The sequence below is a fragment of the Paracoccus sp. J39 genome (assembly GCF_000518925.1).
GTDB lineage: Bacteria > Pseudomonadota > Alphaproteobacteria > Rhodobacterales > Rhodobacteraceae > Paracoccus.
Window position 1 is genome coordinate 74,626 of the sequence record NZ_JAEN01000012.1, and the last position, 13,500, is coordinate 88,125.

Annotated in this window: 13 protein-coding genes; 5 read left to right on the top strand and 8 right to left on the bottom strand. The window is 71.1% G+C overall.

Features of this window, described 5'->3' with window-relative positions:
- Positions 1–32: 32 nt before the first annotated feature.
- A complete protein-coding gene (gene mnmH / locus L632_RS0113220; RefSeq protein WP_051476449.1) occupies positions 33–1,088 on the bottom strand; it encodes a tRNA 2-selenouridine(34) synthase MnmH in 1,056 nt (351 codons plus the stop codon).
- Positions 1,089–1,667, bottom strand: a complete 579-nt coding sequence (locus L632_RS0113225) for a L,D-transpeptidase (protein WP_028713099.1) — start codon at positions 1,665–1,667, stop codon at positions 1,089–1,091. It lies immediately after the preceding gene.
- A 427-nt stretch (positions 1,668–2,094) separates the two neighbouring features.
- On the opposite strand from L632_RS0113225, the gene L632_RS0113230 reads away from it, so the two are divergent.
- Together L632_RS0113230 and L632_RS0113235 are read left to right on the top strand one after the other, a co-directional pair.
- Entirely contained in the window at positions 2,095–4,518 is a 2,424-nt protein-coding gene (locus tag L632_RS0113230) for a heavy metal translocating P-type ATPase (protein WP_028716947.1), read from the top strand.
- Positions 4,515–5,153 (top strand): arylesterase, encoded by a 639-nt coding sequence (locus L632_RS0113235; protein ID WP_051416241.1) that lies wholly within the window; start codon positions 4,515–4,517, stop codon positions 5,151–5,153. Before L632_RS0113230 ends, L632_RS0113235 begins: the two co-directional genes overlap by 4 nt.
- On the opposite strand, the gene L632_RS22685 is transcribed toward L632_RS0113235, so the two are convergent.
- From L632_RS22685 to meaB, 4 genes are all read right to left on the bottom strand, one after another.
- Positions 5,150–5,593, bottom strand: coding sequence for a copper chaperone PCu(A)C (locus tag L632_RS22685; RefSeq protein ID WP_036698218.1), 444 nt, complete (start codon positions 5,591–5,593; stop codon positions 5,150–5,152). The two genes, L632_RS0113235 and L632_RS22685, sit on opposite strands and share 4 nt — an antisense overlap.
- Before the next feature lie 280 nt (positions 5,594–5,873).
- Positions 5,874–6,149, bottom strand: coding sequence for a 50S ribosomal protein L28 (gene rpmB / locus L632_RS0113245; protein ID WP_011748713.1), 276 nt, complete (start codon positions 6,147–6,149; stop codon positions 5,874–5,876).
- 114 nt (positions 6,150–6,263) lie between these two features.
- On the bottom strand, positions 6,264–6,887 hold the full coding sequence (locus L632_RS22690) for a methylated-DNA--[protein]-cysteine S-methyltransferase (RefSeq protein WP_051476450.1): 624 nt from the start codon (positions 6,885–6,887) through the stop codon (positions 6,264–6,266).
- Entirely contained in the window at positions 6,871–7,884 is a 1,014-nt protein-coding gene (meaB, locus tag L632_RS0113255; RefSeq protein WP_028713102.1) for a methylmalonyl Co-A mutase-associated GTPase MeaB, read from the bottom strand. Before meaB ends, L632_RS22690 begins: the two co-directional genes overlap by 17 nt.
- Before the next feature lie 144 nt (positions 7,885–8,028).
- Between meaB and L632_RS0113260 the strand changes: the two genes are divergently transcribed.
- From L632_RS0113260 to L632_RS0113270, 3 genes are all read left to right on the top strand, one after another.
- Entirely contained in the window at positions 8,029–8,391 is a 363-nt protein-coding gene (locus tag L632_RS0113260) for a SoxS protein (RefSeq protein ID WP_028713103.1), read from the top strand.
- An 80-nt stretch (positions 8,392–8,471) separates the two neighbouring features.
- Positions 8,472–9,764, top strand: coding sequence for a serine--tRNA ligase (serS, locus tag L632_RS0113265; protein WP_028713104.1), 1,293 nt, complete (start codon positions 8,472–8,474; stop codon positions 9,762–9,764).
- A gap of 61 nt (positions 9,765–9,825) precedes the next feature.
- Positions 9,826–10,689: a hypothetical protein gene (locus L632_RS0113270; protein WP_028716948.1), complete on the top strand. Its 864-nt coding sequence runs from the start codon at positions 9,826–9,828 to the stop codon at positions 10,687–10,689.
- Between the two features lie 11 nt (positions 10,690–10,700).
- Here L632_RS0113270 and der read toward each other — a convergent pair whose 3' ends face one another.
- Together der and L632_RS0113280 are read right to left on the bottom strand one after the other, a co-directional pair.
- Positions 10,701–12,170: a ribosome biogenesis GTPase Der gene (gene der / locus L632_RS0113275; protein WP_028713106.1), complete on the bottom strand. Its 1,470-nt coding sequence runs from the start codon at positions 12,168–12,170 to the stop codon at positions 10,701–10,703.
- The gene (locus L632_RS0113280; protein ID WP_028713107.1) at positions 12,167–13,489 is read right to left on the bottom strand and encodes a PQQ-binding-like beta-propeller repeat protein; all 1,323 of its coding nucleotides are present in this window, start codon (positions 13,487–13,489) and stop codon (positions 12,167–12,169) included. Before L632_RS0113280 ends, der begins: the two co-directional genes overlap by 4 nt.
- Positions 13,490–13,500 lie beyond the last annotated feature (11 nt).

Here is a 13,500-nt window from a genome sequence, read left to right on the forward strand (position 1 = left end):
CCCGCCGGAGGCCACCGGCCTCGCCACCGGCGCTAGCCCGGCAAGCGCAGGCCCGGCAGCGCCGCCTCGACCCGGGCCGCAGCGTCGTCCAGATCGTCAAGACCGTCCAGCGCCACCACCGGGCCGCGCCCGTCGGCATGGCGCGCCCGGTGCCTTTCATAGCGCGGGTCGTAATGGTCGCGCATCAGCGCCGCCGCCAAGCCGGCCCAATCGGCCGCGTCGATCATGCGCAGCCAGTCCTCGATCCGCTCGGCCGGATGCAGCGGGCGCAGGCTGTTCACGATCCGCGCCAAGGCCTCGGGATCGGCGCAGGTCTCGGCATAGCTTCGCGCGGTATAGGCGGCGCGGGCCTCGACCGGAACGGCAAGGCGGATGCGCGGCGCGGCGATGATGGCCTGCCAGATGCCGCGCGGCAGGTTCAGATCGCCGATGCGCGAGCTTTCCGCCTCGACCAGCAGCGGGCGCGCGGGGTCCAGCGCCTCCAGCGCCAGGGCGAGGCGGCTTTCGAACAGCTTCTGCGACGGCTGGCCGCCCGGCATCGCCCCGAACAGGCTGCCGCGATGGTTCGCCAGCCCCTCCAGGTCGATGACCTGATGGCCGCGCGCCGCAAGCCGCGCCAGGATTTCGGTCTTGGCGCTGCCGGTATTGCCGTCCAGCACCGCCACCGGCGCGGTCACGGGTGCCGTGACCCGCGCCACCACCAGCGCCCGCCAGGCCTTGTAGCCGCCCTCGATGCGGCCGACACGCCAGCCGATCTGCGACAGGATGGTGGCGAAGGCGCCCGAGCGCTGGCCGCCGCGCCAGCAATAGACCAGTGGCCGCCAGCCGCCGCCGAAGCCGGACAGCGGCCCGGCGATATGGCGCGCGGCATTGGCGGCGACCATGGCGCCACCCAGCTTGCGGGCATCGAAGGGGGAAACCTGCTTGTAGATCGTGCCGACCTGCGCGCGCTCCTCGTCGGACAGCACCGGCAGGTTGATCGCGCCCGGCAGGTGATCCTCGGCATATTCCGAAGGCGAGCGCGTATCGATGACGGTGTCGAACCCGGACAGCGCCGGATCCGACAGCGATGTCAGGCGGATGTCCACTTAGTAGACGTAGACCGGGGTTCCGATCGGCACCTGCTCGAACAGGTCCATCACCGCCTCGTTGCGCATGCGGATGCAGCCGTTCGAAACGGCCCGGCCGATCGAGTTCGGCTCGGTCGTGCCGTGGATGCGGATCGAGGTATCGTTGCCCCGCGCATCATAAAGATACAGCGCCCGCGCGCCCAGCGGGTTGGTCGGGCCGCCCGGCATGCCGTCGGCCCATCTGGCATATTGCCCGGGATTGCGCTTGATCATCGCCGGCGTGGGCGTCCAGCTGGGCCATTCGGTCTTGCGCCCGACGGTGGCGCGGCCCTTCCAGACCAGCTCGTCCTTGCCCACGGCGACGCCATAGCGGACCGCCCGGCCCGGCGCGATGACGTGATAGAGGAAGAAGTCCTTCGAGACCACGACGATGCTGCCGACCTCGAAATCGTTGCGGATCGAGACCTCGGTCGGGGCATAGGGGTCGCGCCGGGGCTCGGCCTGGGTGGCCAGCGCCGCGGGCTGCGCCTGTGCCAGGGCCAGCGAGGGCACGGCCACCAGCGGCAAGGCGGCCATCAGCATCTGTCTGCGGTTCATCTGTCCGTCCTGAATCCTTGCGTTTCTTGACCATGCGCCTAACCGCTTGGGCGCCCGGGATCAACTCAAAGCGCCGTGACGCGGTTGAAACGCGCGGCAAACGTGCCTAGCTTGCATCGGGAAAGGACCGTCCGCCATGACCTGCGCGACTTGTGCCCCCGCTTTCCGCCCGCCGCGCCGCGCGTCCGCGCGCGCCCCGCATCTGTGCCGGGGCCGGGGCGGGCGCGGCTGCCGCTGCCATGTCGCGGCCCGTCCGCAACTGGCCCGCCCGGTTCTGGCCGGAAACGGCCACGCCTTGCGCTGGCGGCCCGATGCCGGCGAAGGTCCGCCGCGCCATCAGGTCCTGCACCACCTGCCCCAGCATCCGCAGGCTCCGCCGCATCCTGTCTGAATCGCGCCCTTCCCGCCATTCCGACAGGACAATCCGATGAAACATCTCCAGAACGATGCCGAGCTGACCGTCACCGGCATGAGCTGCGCCTCTTGCGTGGGGCGCGTCGAAAAGGCCCTGGCCGCCGTGCCGGGCGTCGAAAACCCGCAGGTCAACCTGGCCACCGGCCGGGCGCATTTCCGCCTGACCGCGCCCGAGGCCCTGCCCCGCGCCGTCGAGGCGCTGGCACATGCCGGCTACCCCGCCGAGTCCCGGCTGACCCGGCTGGGCATCGAGGGCATGAGCTGCGCCTCCTGCGTGGGCCGGGTCGAAAAGGCGCTGGCCGCCATGCCGGGCGTGAGTTCGGCTCAGGTGAACCTCGCCACCGGCAGCGCCGCCATCCGGCATTCGCACGCCGTCGCGCCGCAGGCGCTGGCCGATGCGGTGACCGCCAAGGGTTACCCCGCGCAGGTGCAGGCCGAGGCCGGCCACCACATGCACGACCACGGCGACGATGCGGCCGCACTGAAGCGCAATTTCCTGATCGCCCTGGCCCTGACCCTGCCGGTCTTCGTGGCCGAGATGGGCGGCCATGCCTTCCCGGCCTTCCATCACTGGCTGCACATGGCGCTTGGCCAGCAGACGCTCTGGGTGCTGGAATTCCTGCTGACCAGCGCCGTTCTGGCCGGGCCGGGGCGGATGTTCTTCCGCATCGGCATCCCCGCGCTGATGCGCCGGGCGCCCGAGATGAACAGCCTGGTGGCGCTGGGGGCCTCGGCGGCCTGGGCCTACTCGACCGTGGCGACCTTCGCGCCGGGCCTGTTGCCGGCGGATTCGGTGCATGTCTATTTCGAGGCCGCCGCCGTCATCGTCACGCTGATCCTGCTGGGCCGCTGGCTGGAAGCCCGCGCCAAGGGCCGGGCCGGCGACGCCATCCGCCGGCTGATCGAACTGGCCCCCGACAGCGCCCATGTCGAGCGCGACGGCCGCATCGTCGAAATCCCGGTGGCCGAGCTGCGCCCCGGCGACATCGTGCATCTGAAACCGGGCGAGCGGGTGGCCGTGGACGGCGTGCTGACCGAGGGCAGCGGCGCTATCGACGAATCCATGCTGACGGGCGAGCCGGTGCCGGTCGCCAAGAACCCCGGCGATGCAGTGACGGGCGGCACGGTGAACGGCAATGCGGCGCTGGCCTATCGCGTCACCGCGACCGGCGGCGACACGGTGCTGGCCCGCATCATCCGCATGGTCGAGGACGCGCAGGCCACCAAGCTGCCGGTGCAGGCGCTGGTGGACCGGATCACCGCGGTCTTCGTGCCGGTGGTGATCGGGCTGGCGGCCCTGAGCTTCGCGCTGTGGATGATCTTCACCGGCTCGCCGGGCCAGGCGCTGGTGGCGGCGATCTCGGTCCTGATCATCGCCTGCCCCTGCGCCATGGGGCTGGCGGTGCCGGTCTCGATCATGGTCGGCACCGGGCGCGGGGCCGAGCTGGGCGTGCTGTTCCGGCGCGGCGACGCGCTGCAAAGGCTGGCCGATGCCCGCATCGTCGGCTTCGACAAGACCGGCACGCTGACGCAAGGCGCGCCCGCCCTGACCGCGCTGGAGGCCGAGGACATCGCGCCCCTTGAGGCGCTGCGCCTTGCCGCCGCGGCCGAGGCGCGCTCGGAACATCCGCTGGCCGCCGCCATCCTCGCCGCCGCCCGCGACAAGGGGCTGGAGCTGCCCGCGGCCGAGGCCGTGCAAGCCGCCGCCGGGCGCGGGCTTTCGGCGCGGGTCGAGGGGCGCGCGCTGCTGATCGGCAATGCCGCCGCGCTGGCCGAGGCCGGCGTTACCCCTTCGCCCGCGCTGATCGCCGCGGCCGAGGGCTGGGCGGCGCAAGGCGCGACCCCGGTGCATCTGGCGGTGGAGGGCCGCCACGCCGCCGCCATGGCGCTGGCCGATCCCATCCGCCCCGAGGCGGCCGAGGCCATCGCCGCGCTGCACGGGCTGGGCCTGCAGACCGCGATGATCTCGGGCGACGTGCAGGCCACGGCCGAGGCGGTGGGCCGCAAGCTGGGCATCGACCGCGTGACCGCCGGCGTGCTGCCCGAGGGCAAGCTGGCCGCCATCCGAGAGATGGGGCCGGGCACGGTCTTCGTCGGCGACGGCATCAACGACGCCCCGGCCCTGGCCGCGGCCGAGACCGGCATCGCCATCGGCACCGGCACCGACGTCGCCATCGAATCGGCCGAGGTGGTGCTGATCGGCGGCGATCCGGCGGGCGTGGCGCGGGCCATCCGCCTGTCACGCAGCGTCATGCGCAATATCCGGCAGAATCTGTTCTGGGCCTTCGGCTATAATGTTGCCCTGATTCCCGTGGCCATGGGGGCGCTGGTGCCCTTCGGCGGGCCGCAATTGTCACCCATGCTGGGGGCCGGGGCGATGGCACTCTCCTCGGTCTTCGTGGTCAGTAACGCGTTGCGATTGAGGCGTGCCGGATGATGCTGCGAACCCTTGTCCTGATCCTGGCGCTCGCCGCCGCACCGGCGGCCGCGGCGCCGTTGCGCATCCTCGCCTTCGGCGACAGCCTGACCGAGGGCTACGGCCTGCCCTCGCGCGACGGGCTGGTGCCGCAATTGCAGGCCTGGCTGAAGGCGCGGGGCCATGACGTGGTGGTGCTGAACGGCGGGCTGTCCGGCGACACCACCGCCGGCGGGCGGGTGCGGATCGGCTATTCGCTGGCCCGCCACAAGCCCGACGCGGTGATCGTCGAGCTGGGCGGCAACGACCTGCTGATGGGCTTTTCCCCGCAGACGGTCGAGGACAACCTGCACTCGATCCTGAAACAGGCCGGCAAGGGCGACAAGCCGCTGCTGCTGGTCGGCATCGCCCTGCCCGACGAGGACGCGCCGCAACGCGAGGAATGGGCGGGGATCTGGCCGCGCCTCGGCGCCCGGCACGGCGCGCTGGTGCTGGAGAACCTGTATCAGCCGCTCTACGACGGGCCGGGCGAGGCCTATATGTCGCTGCTGCAAAGCGACGGGCTGCATGCCTCGGCCCAGGGGGTCAGGCTGATCGTCGAGGCGCTGGGGCCCAAGGTCGAGGAACTGATCGCCCAGGCCGCAACCCGGCGCTAATGCGCCATCGCGCCGTGCCCGGGCATGCGGCCGTTGTCCACCGGCAAGCGTGCATCGATTGTGCCGCACCCGCCGAAATCCAGCATGAGCACCAGCGTGTCGCCGTCTTGCAGGGGCCGCTTCAGCCCCATCAGCATGACATGATCGCCGCCCCGCGCCAGCGGGTGGCTGCCGCCGGCGGGAATCTCGATCGGCCCGGCCTCGGCCATCCGCATCACCCCGCTCTCCTCGCGATGCGTGTGCAGCGCCACCCGCTCGGCCGCGTCCGAGGCGACCGCCGAAAGCGTGCAGGGCGCCGCGCCGCGATTCTGGATCACCATGAAGGCGGCGGCCGAGCGGGGATTGGCGGCGCGGGCATAGCCGTCGCGCAGCACCAGATCCTGCGCCATGGCGGCAGGCGGCAGGAGCGCGAGGCAAAGGGCGGGCAGCAGGGGCTTCATGGCGGCTCCGTTCCGGTTCCGGGCAAGGCTAGCGCAGGCGCCGCCCGGCCGCCATCCCGGCCGGAAGCGCCCGCCGATCCGCCGCAGCGGCCCGGGTTTGCATATCTCTCTTGTGGAAATATCCACGGGGGTGCGGGGGCAGTCGGCCCCCGCGTCGCAAGGACGCAACCGGCACGCGCTCATGCAAAAGCCCCGCCGGTGAAGGCAGGGCGCATCGCATCCGCGACGGGCTCTCGATAAGGGGCCTCGAATCGACCGGCCCCTTCCCGAAAGCGGCGGATCAGGCTTTCGCCAGCTCGCGCTTGATCTTCAGGGCGCGATCCGACAGCTCGGCATCCTTGGCTTTCGCCAGGAAGGCGTCGAGGCCGCCGCGGTGGTCGACCGAACGCAGCGCCGCGGCCGAGATGCGCAGCTGGTAGCTGCGGCCCAGCTTTTCCGACAGCAGCGAGACTTCGTTCAGGTTCGGCAGAAACCGGCGACGAGTCTTGTTGTTGGCGTGGGAGACGTTGTTGCCGCTCATCGGGCCCTTGCCGGTCAGTTCGCAAACGCGCGACATGATCTTGTTCCTTCGATTCGATCCTGCACGGGCTTGGGCCCGCAATATGAAAGGGCGCCGCGTGGCAGCGCCCGGAAATCCGTTTGCGGGGGATAAAGCCAGACGGCGGGCGCGTCAAGCCTTTTCGCCCGGGTTTTCCGACCCCGCCCGGCCCTTCGCGACGCGAAACCCCTCGGCCTCGTGGCGGATCAGCGCCTGCTTGCGCCACAGCCCGCCGCCATAGCCGGTCAGCCCGCCATCCGAACCGATCACCCGATGGCAGGGAATCACCACCGCGATCTGGTTCGCGCCATTGGCCCGCGCCACGGCGCGAACCGCCGAAGGCCGGCCGATGCGCCGCGCCAGTTCGGCATAGCTGGTGGTCGTGCCCGCGGGCAGGCGCTGCAATTCCCGCCAGACCTGCTGCTGGAAACCGGTGCCGTGCAGGACCAGCGGCAGGTCGAAAGCCGCCCGTTCGCCGGCGAAATAGCCGGCGATCTGCGCCTCGGTCCGGTCGGTGACGGCGGAGCGGCCCGGACCGATGCGGCCCCTGGCGGCAAGGCGGCGCAACTCGGCCGGCAGCGCCGCGCGTTCGAGGAATTCCAGCAGGTGCAGCCGCTCCTGGTCGGCGACCGCGATCATGCCGCCCAGGGGCGTGTCGAACCATGCGGCCAGCAGCTCGGCCGGCCCCTGCGGCGGGCCCGGCAGCGCGGCCAGCAGGGCGCCGGGATCGGCCTGCGGATCAGGCCCGACGCTCATGCGCCTGTCGCCCGGCGATCAGCGAGTCGCATTCGGCGGCGCCCAGCCAGTCGAGCATCCGGGCCGCCGCCGAATCGGGATCGCTGTCGCCGCGCGCCACGGCATCGCCCATCTCGCGCAGCCGGGCGCGCACCTCGGGGCGGTCGAGCCGCGCCAGCAGCCCGGCGCGCAGTTCCGACAGGAACCAGTGCCGCGCCTGCTCGGCCCGGCGGGTTTCGAAATGCCCGTGCTCGCGCCGCCAGTCGGCCAGCCAGGTCATGTTGGTCCAGGCCTTGTCCAGCCCCTCGCCGGTATAGGCCGAGACCGGCAGCGCCTTGGGGTAGCCCTCGGGGTCGTAGGGGCGCTTGCGCAAGAGCCGCAGCGCGCCGGCATAATCGGCGACGGTGCGCATGGCGGTGTCGCGCAGATCGCCGTCGGCCTTGTTGACCAGGATGATGTCGGCGATCTCCATGATGCCGCGCTTGACGCCCTGCAGCTCGTCGCCGCCGGCCGGGGCGAGCAGCAGGATGAACAGGTCGGACATCTCGGCCACCAGGGTTTCGCTTTGCCCGACGCCCACCGTCTCGATCAGCACCACGTCGAAGCCCGCCGCCTCGCAGAGCCGCACGGTTTCGCGGGTGCGGCGCGCCACGCCGCCGAGTTCGGCGCGCGAGGGCGAGGGGCGGATGAAGGCGTTGGGATCGCGCGACAGCGTCTCCATCCGGGTCTTGTCGCCCAGGATCGAGCCGCCCGAGCGTGCCGAGCTGGGATCGACGGCCAGCACCGCGACCTTGAGGCCCTGCGCGGTCAGGAGCTTGCCGAAGGCCTCGATGAAGGTCGACTTGCCGACCCCCGGCGTGCCCGACAGGCCGATGCGCAGCGCCTGCCGCTCGGGCAGTTCCGCGAGCAGCGCCACGGCGCGGGCGCGGTGGTCGGGGCGGGTGCTTTCGATCAGCGTGATCGCGCGGGACAGCGCGCGGCGATTGCCCTGCGTCAGGGGTTCGGTCAGTTCGTCCATGCCCATCCCGGCTGCATCCTTGCGACGCGGGGGCCGACTGCCCCCGCACCCCCGTGGATATTTCCACAAGAAAGACATGTAAACGCCGGGGAGTTGTGGCGGATCGGCGCGGGGGCTAAATCTGCCGGGAAAGGGAGCGGAGAAATGCTGACGCGGCGGACGATTCTGGCCGGGATGGCGGCGATGGCGGCGGCGGGGCCGGTCCTGGCGGCCCCGGGGCTGCAGCTGCTGATGGTGCGGCGCAAGGGCTGCGTCTATTGCGCGCAATGGGATCGCGAGATCGCCCCGGTCTATGGCCGGCATCCCGAGGGGCGCGCGGCGCCGCTGCTGATGGTCGATCTGGACGGCCCTTATCCCGACGGGCTGGCGCTGGCGCGGCGGCCATGGCTGACCCCGAGCTTCATCCTGCTGCAGGGCGGCGTCGAACTGGCGCGATTCGAGGGCTATCCGGGGCGCGAGCGGTTCTTCGGCGTCTTGCGCGACATGCTGGCCCAGGCGGCGGGCTGAGATGGCGGGCTGAGGCTTTCGCCTTGCACCGCTTTGGGTTATCCGGACTACAGTAAATACTTACTTAACCTGGGACAGCCATGCACGACATCCGCGCCATCCGCGAGAATCCCGCCGCTTTCGACGCTGCGCTTGCATTGCGCAACCTGCCGCCGGTTTCGCCCGAGATCCTGTCGCTGGATGCCGACCGCCGTTCCCGCATCGCGGCCGCCGAGGCCGCGCAGGCCGAGCAGAACAAGGCCAGCAAGGAGGCCGGCGCCGCCAAGGGCCGCGGCGACGAGGCCGAGTTCCAGCGCCTGCGCGCCCTGGTCACCGCCAAGAAGGACGAGACCGCCCGGCTGCAGGCCGAGGCAACGGCCTTGGACGCCAAGCTGCGCGAGCTGCTGCTGACCGTTCCGAACCTGCCGCTGGACAGCGTGCCGCCGGGCAAGGACGAGGATGACAATGTCGAGATCCGGCGCTGGGGCGCGCCGCGCGCATTCGACTTCGCCCCGCGCGAGCATTTCGAGATCGAGGGCGTGAAGCCCGGCATGGATTTCGAGACCGCCGCGAAGCTCTCCGGCTCGCGTTTCGTGGTGCTGAAGGGCGGCGTCGCCCGCATCCACCGCGCGCTGGCGCAGTTCATGCTGGACCTGCATAGCGGCGAGCATGGGCTGGAAGAGACCTGGGCTCCGGTCCTCGTGCTTTCGGAGATGATGGAGGGCACCGGGCAGCTGCCGAAATTCGGCGAGGACAGCTATCAGACCCGAGAGGGCTGGTGGCTGATCCCGACCTCGGAGGTCACGCTGACCAACACCGTGCACGGCGATCTGATCGATCATGCCAGCCTGCCGCGGCGCATGGTGGCGCATAGCCAGTGCTTCCGATCGGAAGCCGGCAGCGCCGGGCGCGACACGGCGGGGATGCTGCGCCAGCACCAGTTCGAGAAGGTCGAGATGGTCTCGATCACCGATGCGGAATCGGGGGTCGCGGAACATGCCCGCATGACCCGCTGCGCCGAGACGGTGCTGGAGCGGCTGGGCCTGCCCTATCGCACCATCGTGCTGTGCGGCGGCGACATGGGCTTCGGCGCCCGCATCACCCACGACCTGGAAGTCTGGCTGCCCGGGCAGGGCAAGTATCGCGAGATCTCCTCGGTCAGCTATTGCGGCGATTTCCAGGCGCGGCGGATGAACGCCCGCTATCGTCCGGCGGGTGGCGGCAAGCCGGAATTCCTCCATACGCTGAACGGCTCGGGGCTGGCGGTGGGGCGCACGCTGATCGCGGTGCTGGAGAACGGCCAGCAGGCGGACGGCTCGGTCCTGCTGCCCGAGGCGCTGCACCCCTATCTGGGCGGCAGGACGCGGCTGGGCACGGACGGCGTGCTGGCCTGACCTGACTTAACAAAAGCGGGACGGGGCGAAACCCGCCGCGAGCGCGGGGCGTTTTCTGCCCATGTCTCGCGCGGGCGCATTCTTCCTGATCCTGGCGGTGCTGGCCTTCATTGCCAGCACGCTGCTTTACGCGCTGCTGCCCAGCCAAGGCATGACCGCCCCTATCGCCGAGCCGGCCCCGGCGCTGTCGCCATGGCAGGGTCTCCCCGGCGCCCGGCCGCAGCCGGTCGATCTGTCCGGCCTGTTCCTGCGGCCCCAGGGGCTGGGCATGGCCGGGCTGCTGGGCATGACCTGGGCGGCGCTCGCCTATCACGCTTTCCGGCGAGGGATCGAGCGGCGGCGGATGCGGCTGGCGCGCGCGGCCGCCCGGGACGCGGAACGGGCGCTGCCGCCGCAAAGCGCCGGGCCGCCGACGCCCGGCCACCTGCTGCGGCTGCACGAGCGGGACGACACCTTGGGCGAACATGCGCCGCTGATCGTCGGGCTGCTGGCCGGGGCGGTCTGGCCCTGGCTTCTGGACAGCCACCCGCTCGGCGCCTTTCTGCTGTCTGCGGCGATGCTGGCGGGGTTTTTGGCGGCGGCCTTGCGCGGCATCCGCATCGGCGGGCTGGTGCAGCACAGCTCCTCGCTGGGCTTCGTCGCCGGCTGGGGGCTGCTGGTCAGCTTTGCCGTCTTCACCGGGCTGCTGAGCGACCGGCTTGACGTGCCGCAGGAGGTGGCGGCGGTGATCGCCCTGCTGATCGGCTCGGTCGCCGCGGTCAGCGTGCAGCTGCGGCTGGGACGGCGGATCGGATTCAGCATCGCGGTGATCTGGGGGCTGATCGGCCTGGCCGCCGGCACCGTCACCACCGACGCGGCCATCGCCACCATGACGGTCATCGCCATCGCCATCATCGCCGTGGCGCTGGTGCAGGTGACGACCTAAGCCTCCGCCGCCTAGCTGCCCTTCGGCTTCTGCCGGTGCTTGTGCTTGGACAGCGCGCCGGACTGGCTGATCTTGCCGGCCTTGTCCCTGTAGGGGTTCTTGGTGCCCTGGTCGCGGAAAGTCAGTCGGATCGGCGTGCCGGGCATGTCGAAATCCTGCCGCAGCCCGTTGACCAGATAGCGCTGGTAGCTGTCGGGCAGCTTGTCGGTATGGGTCGCCATGACCACGAAGGCCGGCGGGCGGGTCTTGACCTGGGTGATATAGCGCAGCCGGATGCGGCGGCCGCCCGGCGCCGGGGGCGGATGCGCCTCGGTCATCGCGCCCAGCCACTGGTTCAGCCGCGCGGTCGGGATGCGGCGGTTCCAGACCTCATGCGCCTTGAGGATCGCGTTGTGCAGCCGGTCCAGCCCCTTGCCGGTTCGGGCCGAGACCGTGACCAGCGGCGCGCCCTTCAGCTGCGGCAAGAGCCGCTCGAAAGCCTCGCGCAGTTCCTTGAGCTTCTCGGGCTTGTCCTCTTCCAGATCCCATTTGTTCGCGGCGACGACCACGGCGCGGCCCTCGGTCTCGGCGAAATCGGCGATGCGCAGGTCCTGCTGCTCGAAGGGGATGCCCACGTCCAGAAGCACCACCACCACCTCGGCGAAGCGCACGGCGCGCAACCCGTCGGCGACGGAAAGCTTTTCCACCTTGTCGGTGACGCGCGCCTTCTTGCGCATCCCGGCGGTGTCGAAGATGCGCACCGGCGTGCCCATGAAATCGGTGCTGACGCTGATCGAATCGCGGGTGATGCCGGCCTCGGGCCCGGTCAGCAGCCGGTCCTCGCCCAGGATCTTGTTGATGAGCGTCGACTTGCCGGCATTCGGCCGGCCGATCACCGCGATCTGCAGGGGCTTCGCGGCCGAGGGGCGCCAATCCTCTGCTTCCTCGTCGCCATCCTCGACGGCGACGTCGGTTTCCGGTGCCTGCTGGACGTTCTGCGCCTCGAAGGCTTCGGCCAGCGGCACGAGGGCGCGGTAGAGGTCGTCCATGCCCTCGCCATGCTCGGCCGAGATGCGCAGGGGCTCGCCCAGGCCAAGCGCATAGGCCTCCATCGCCCCCGCCTCGCCGGCGCGGCCCTCGGCCTTGTTGGCGGCCAGGATCACGTGTCTGGCTCGCTTGCGCAGGATGTCGGCGAAATATTCGTCGGCCGCCGTCACGCCCACGCGGGCGTCGATCACGAACAGGCAGACATCGGCCTCGTCCACCGCGCGCTCGGTCAGGCGGCGCATGCGGCCTTGCAGGCTGTCGTCCTCGGCGATCTCGAGCCCGGCCGAATCGACGACGATGAAGCGCAGGTCGCCCAGCCGCCCCGCCCCCTCGCGCAGGTCGCGGGTCACGCCGGGCTGGTCGTCGACCAGCGCCAGCCGCTTGCCGACAAGACGGTTGAACAGCGTCGACTTGCCGACATTGGGGCGCCCGACAATGGCGAGGGTGAAGCTCATCTGTATGCGATCAACTGGCCGTCATGGGTGACGACGTAAAGGGTCTGCCCCGCCACGGCCGGCGCCGCCGCGGCGCCGCCCGGGATCTGGGCGGTGCCGATCAGCGCGCCCGAGGCGGGATCGAAGACGCGCAGATAGCCGTCCGAGCCGGCAAGGTAAAGCTTCGATCCCGCCAGCACCGGACCGTAATGGTTCCAGACCTTGTCCTGCTTGCGGATGACGGTTTCGGTGAAATAGGGCAGTTTCTGCGCCCAGACCCGGGCGCCGTTCGCGGCATCCAGCCGGATCAGCTGCGCCTGGTCGTTGACCAGAAAGACCGAATTGCCGGCCGCCAGCACCGGGCTGGACGCGCCTTCGCGCGCCTGCCACTTGACCATGCCGCTGGCCAGGTCATAGGCGCCGACGCCGCCCGAGCTGGTGCCGGCATAGACCGTGCCGCCGGAAATGACCGGATCGCCGGTCATCTCGCGGAAATAGGCGACCGAACGGCCCAGCCGCGTGCCGCCGACATTGGCGCTCCAGAGCTGGGCGCCGTTCGAGGCGTCGACGCCGGTCAGCGCGCCGGTATTCGAGGGGAACACCACCGTGCTGCCCGACACCGCCGGCGCCGGCGCGCCCATCACCCCGGCCATGTCCTTGTTGCCGAAGCTGCGCCACAGCACCTTGCCGTCGCTGGCGCGCACCGCCCAGCCGGTCTGGTCGCGGCCCAGCACATAGACCACGCCGTTCGCCACCGTGGGCGCGCCGCCGATCGGCGCCTCGACCCTTTGCCGCCAGGCGATGCCGCCGGTGCGGGCGTCCAGCGCCACCAGCTCGCCATAGCCGGTGGAAGCGAAAAGCCGGTTGCCCTCGAAGGCCAGCCCGCCGCCCGAGACGCTGCGGTCGGATTCGCCGGCCGGGCGCAGGTCGCGGCTCCAGGCCCGGCCGCCGCCCGTGGTGGTGGCGGTGACGGTGGACTGGCTGTCCAGCGCAAAGACCAGCCCCGCCGCGACGACGGGATCGGCGGTGACGCGGTGGCGCTTGTTCGACCCCGCACCGATGGGCGCCGCCCAGATCCGGCTGGTTCCCGCGCCCAAGGCCAGGTTGCCCGGCGCATGCGCGGCATTGCCGGCGCGCTGCGCCCAGTCGGCATTGGCGCGCTGCGGCGGCAGCGACAGGGCGGCGGTGGTCGGCGCCCGGGCGCCCTCGGCGGCGGGGCCCTCGGGCGACAGCACGGCGCGCGGGTCCAGCCGTTCTCCGGGCAGGATCGTGTCGCGCTGCTGGCAGGCCGAAAGGGCGGTCAGGGCGGCCAGGGCGGCGATCAGGGGCAGCCTCGTCATCGCTTTCTCCT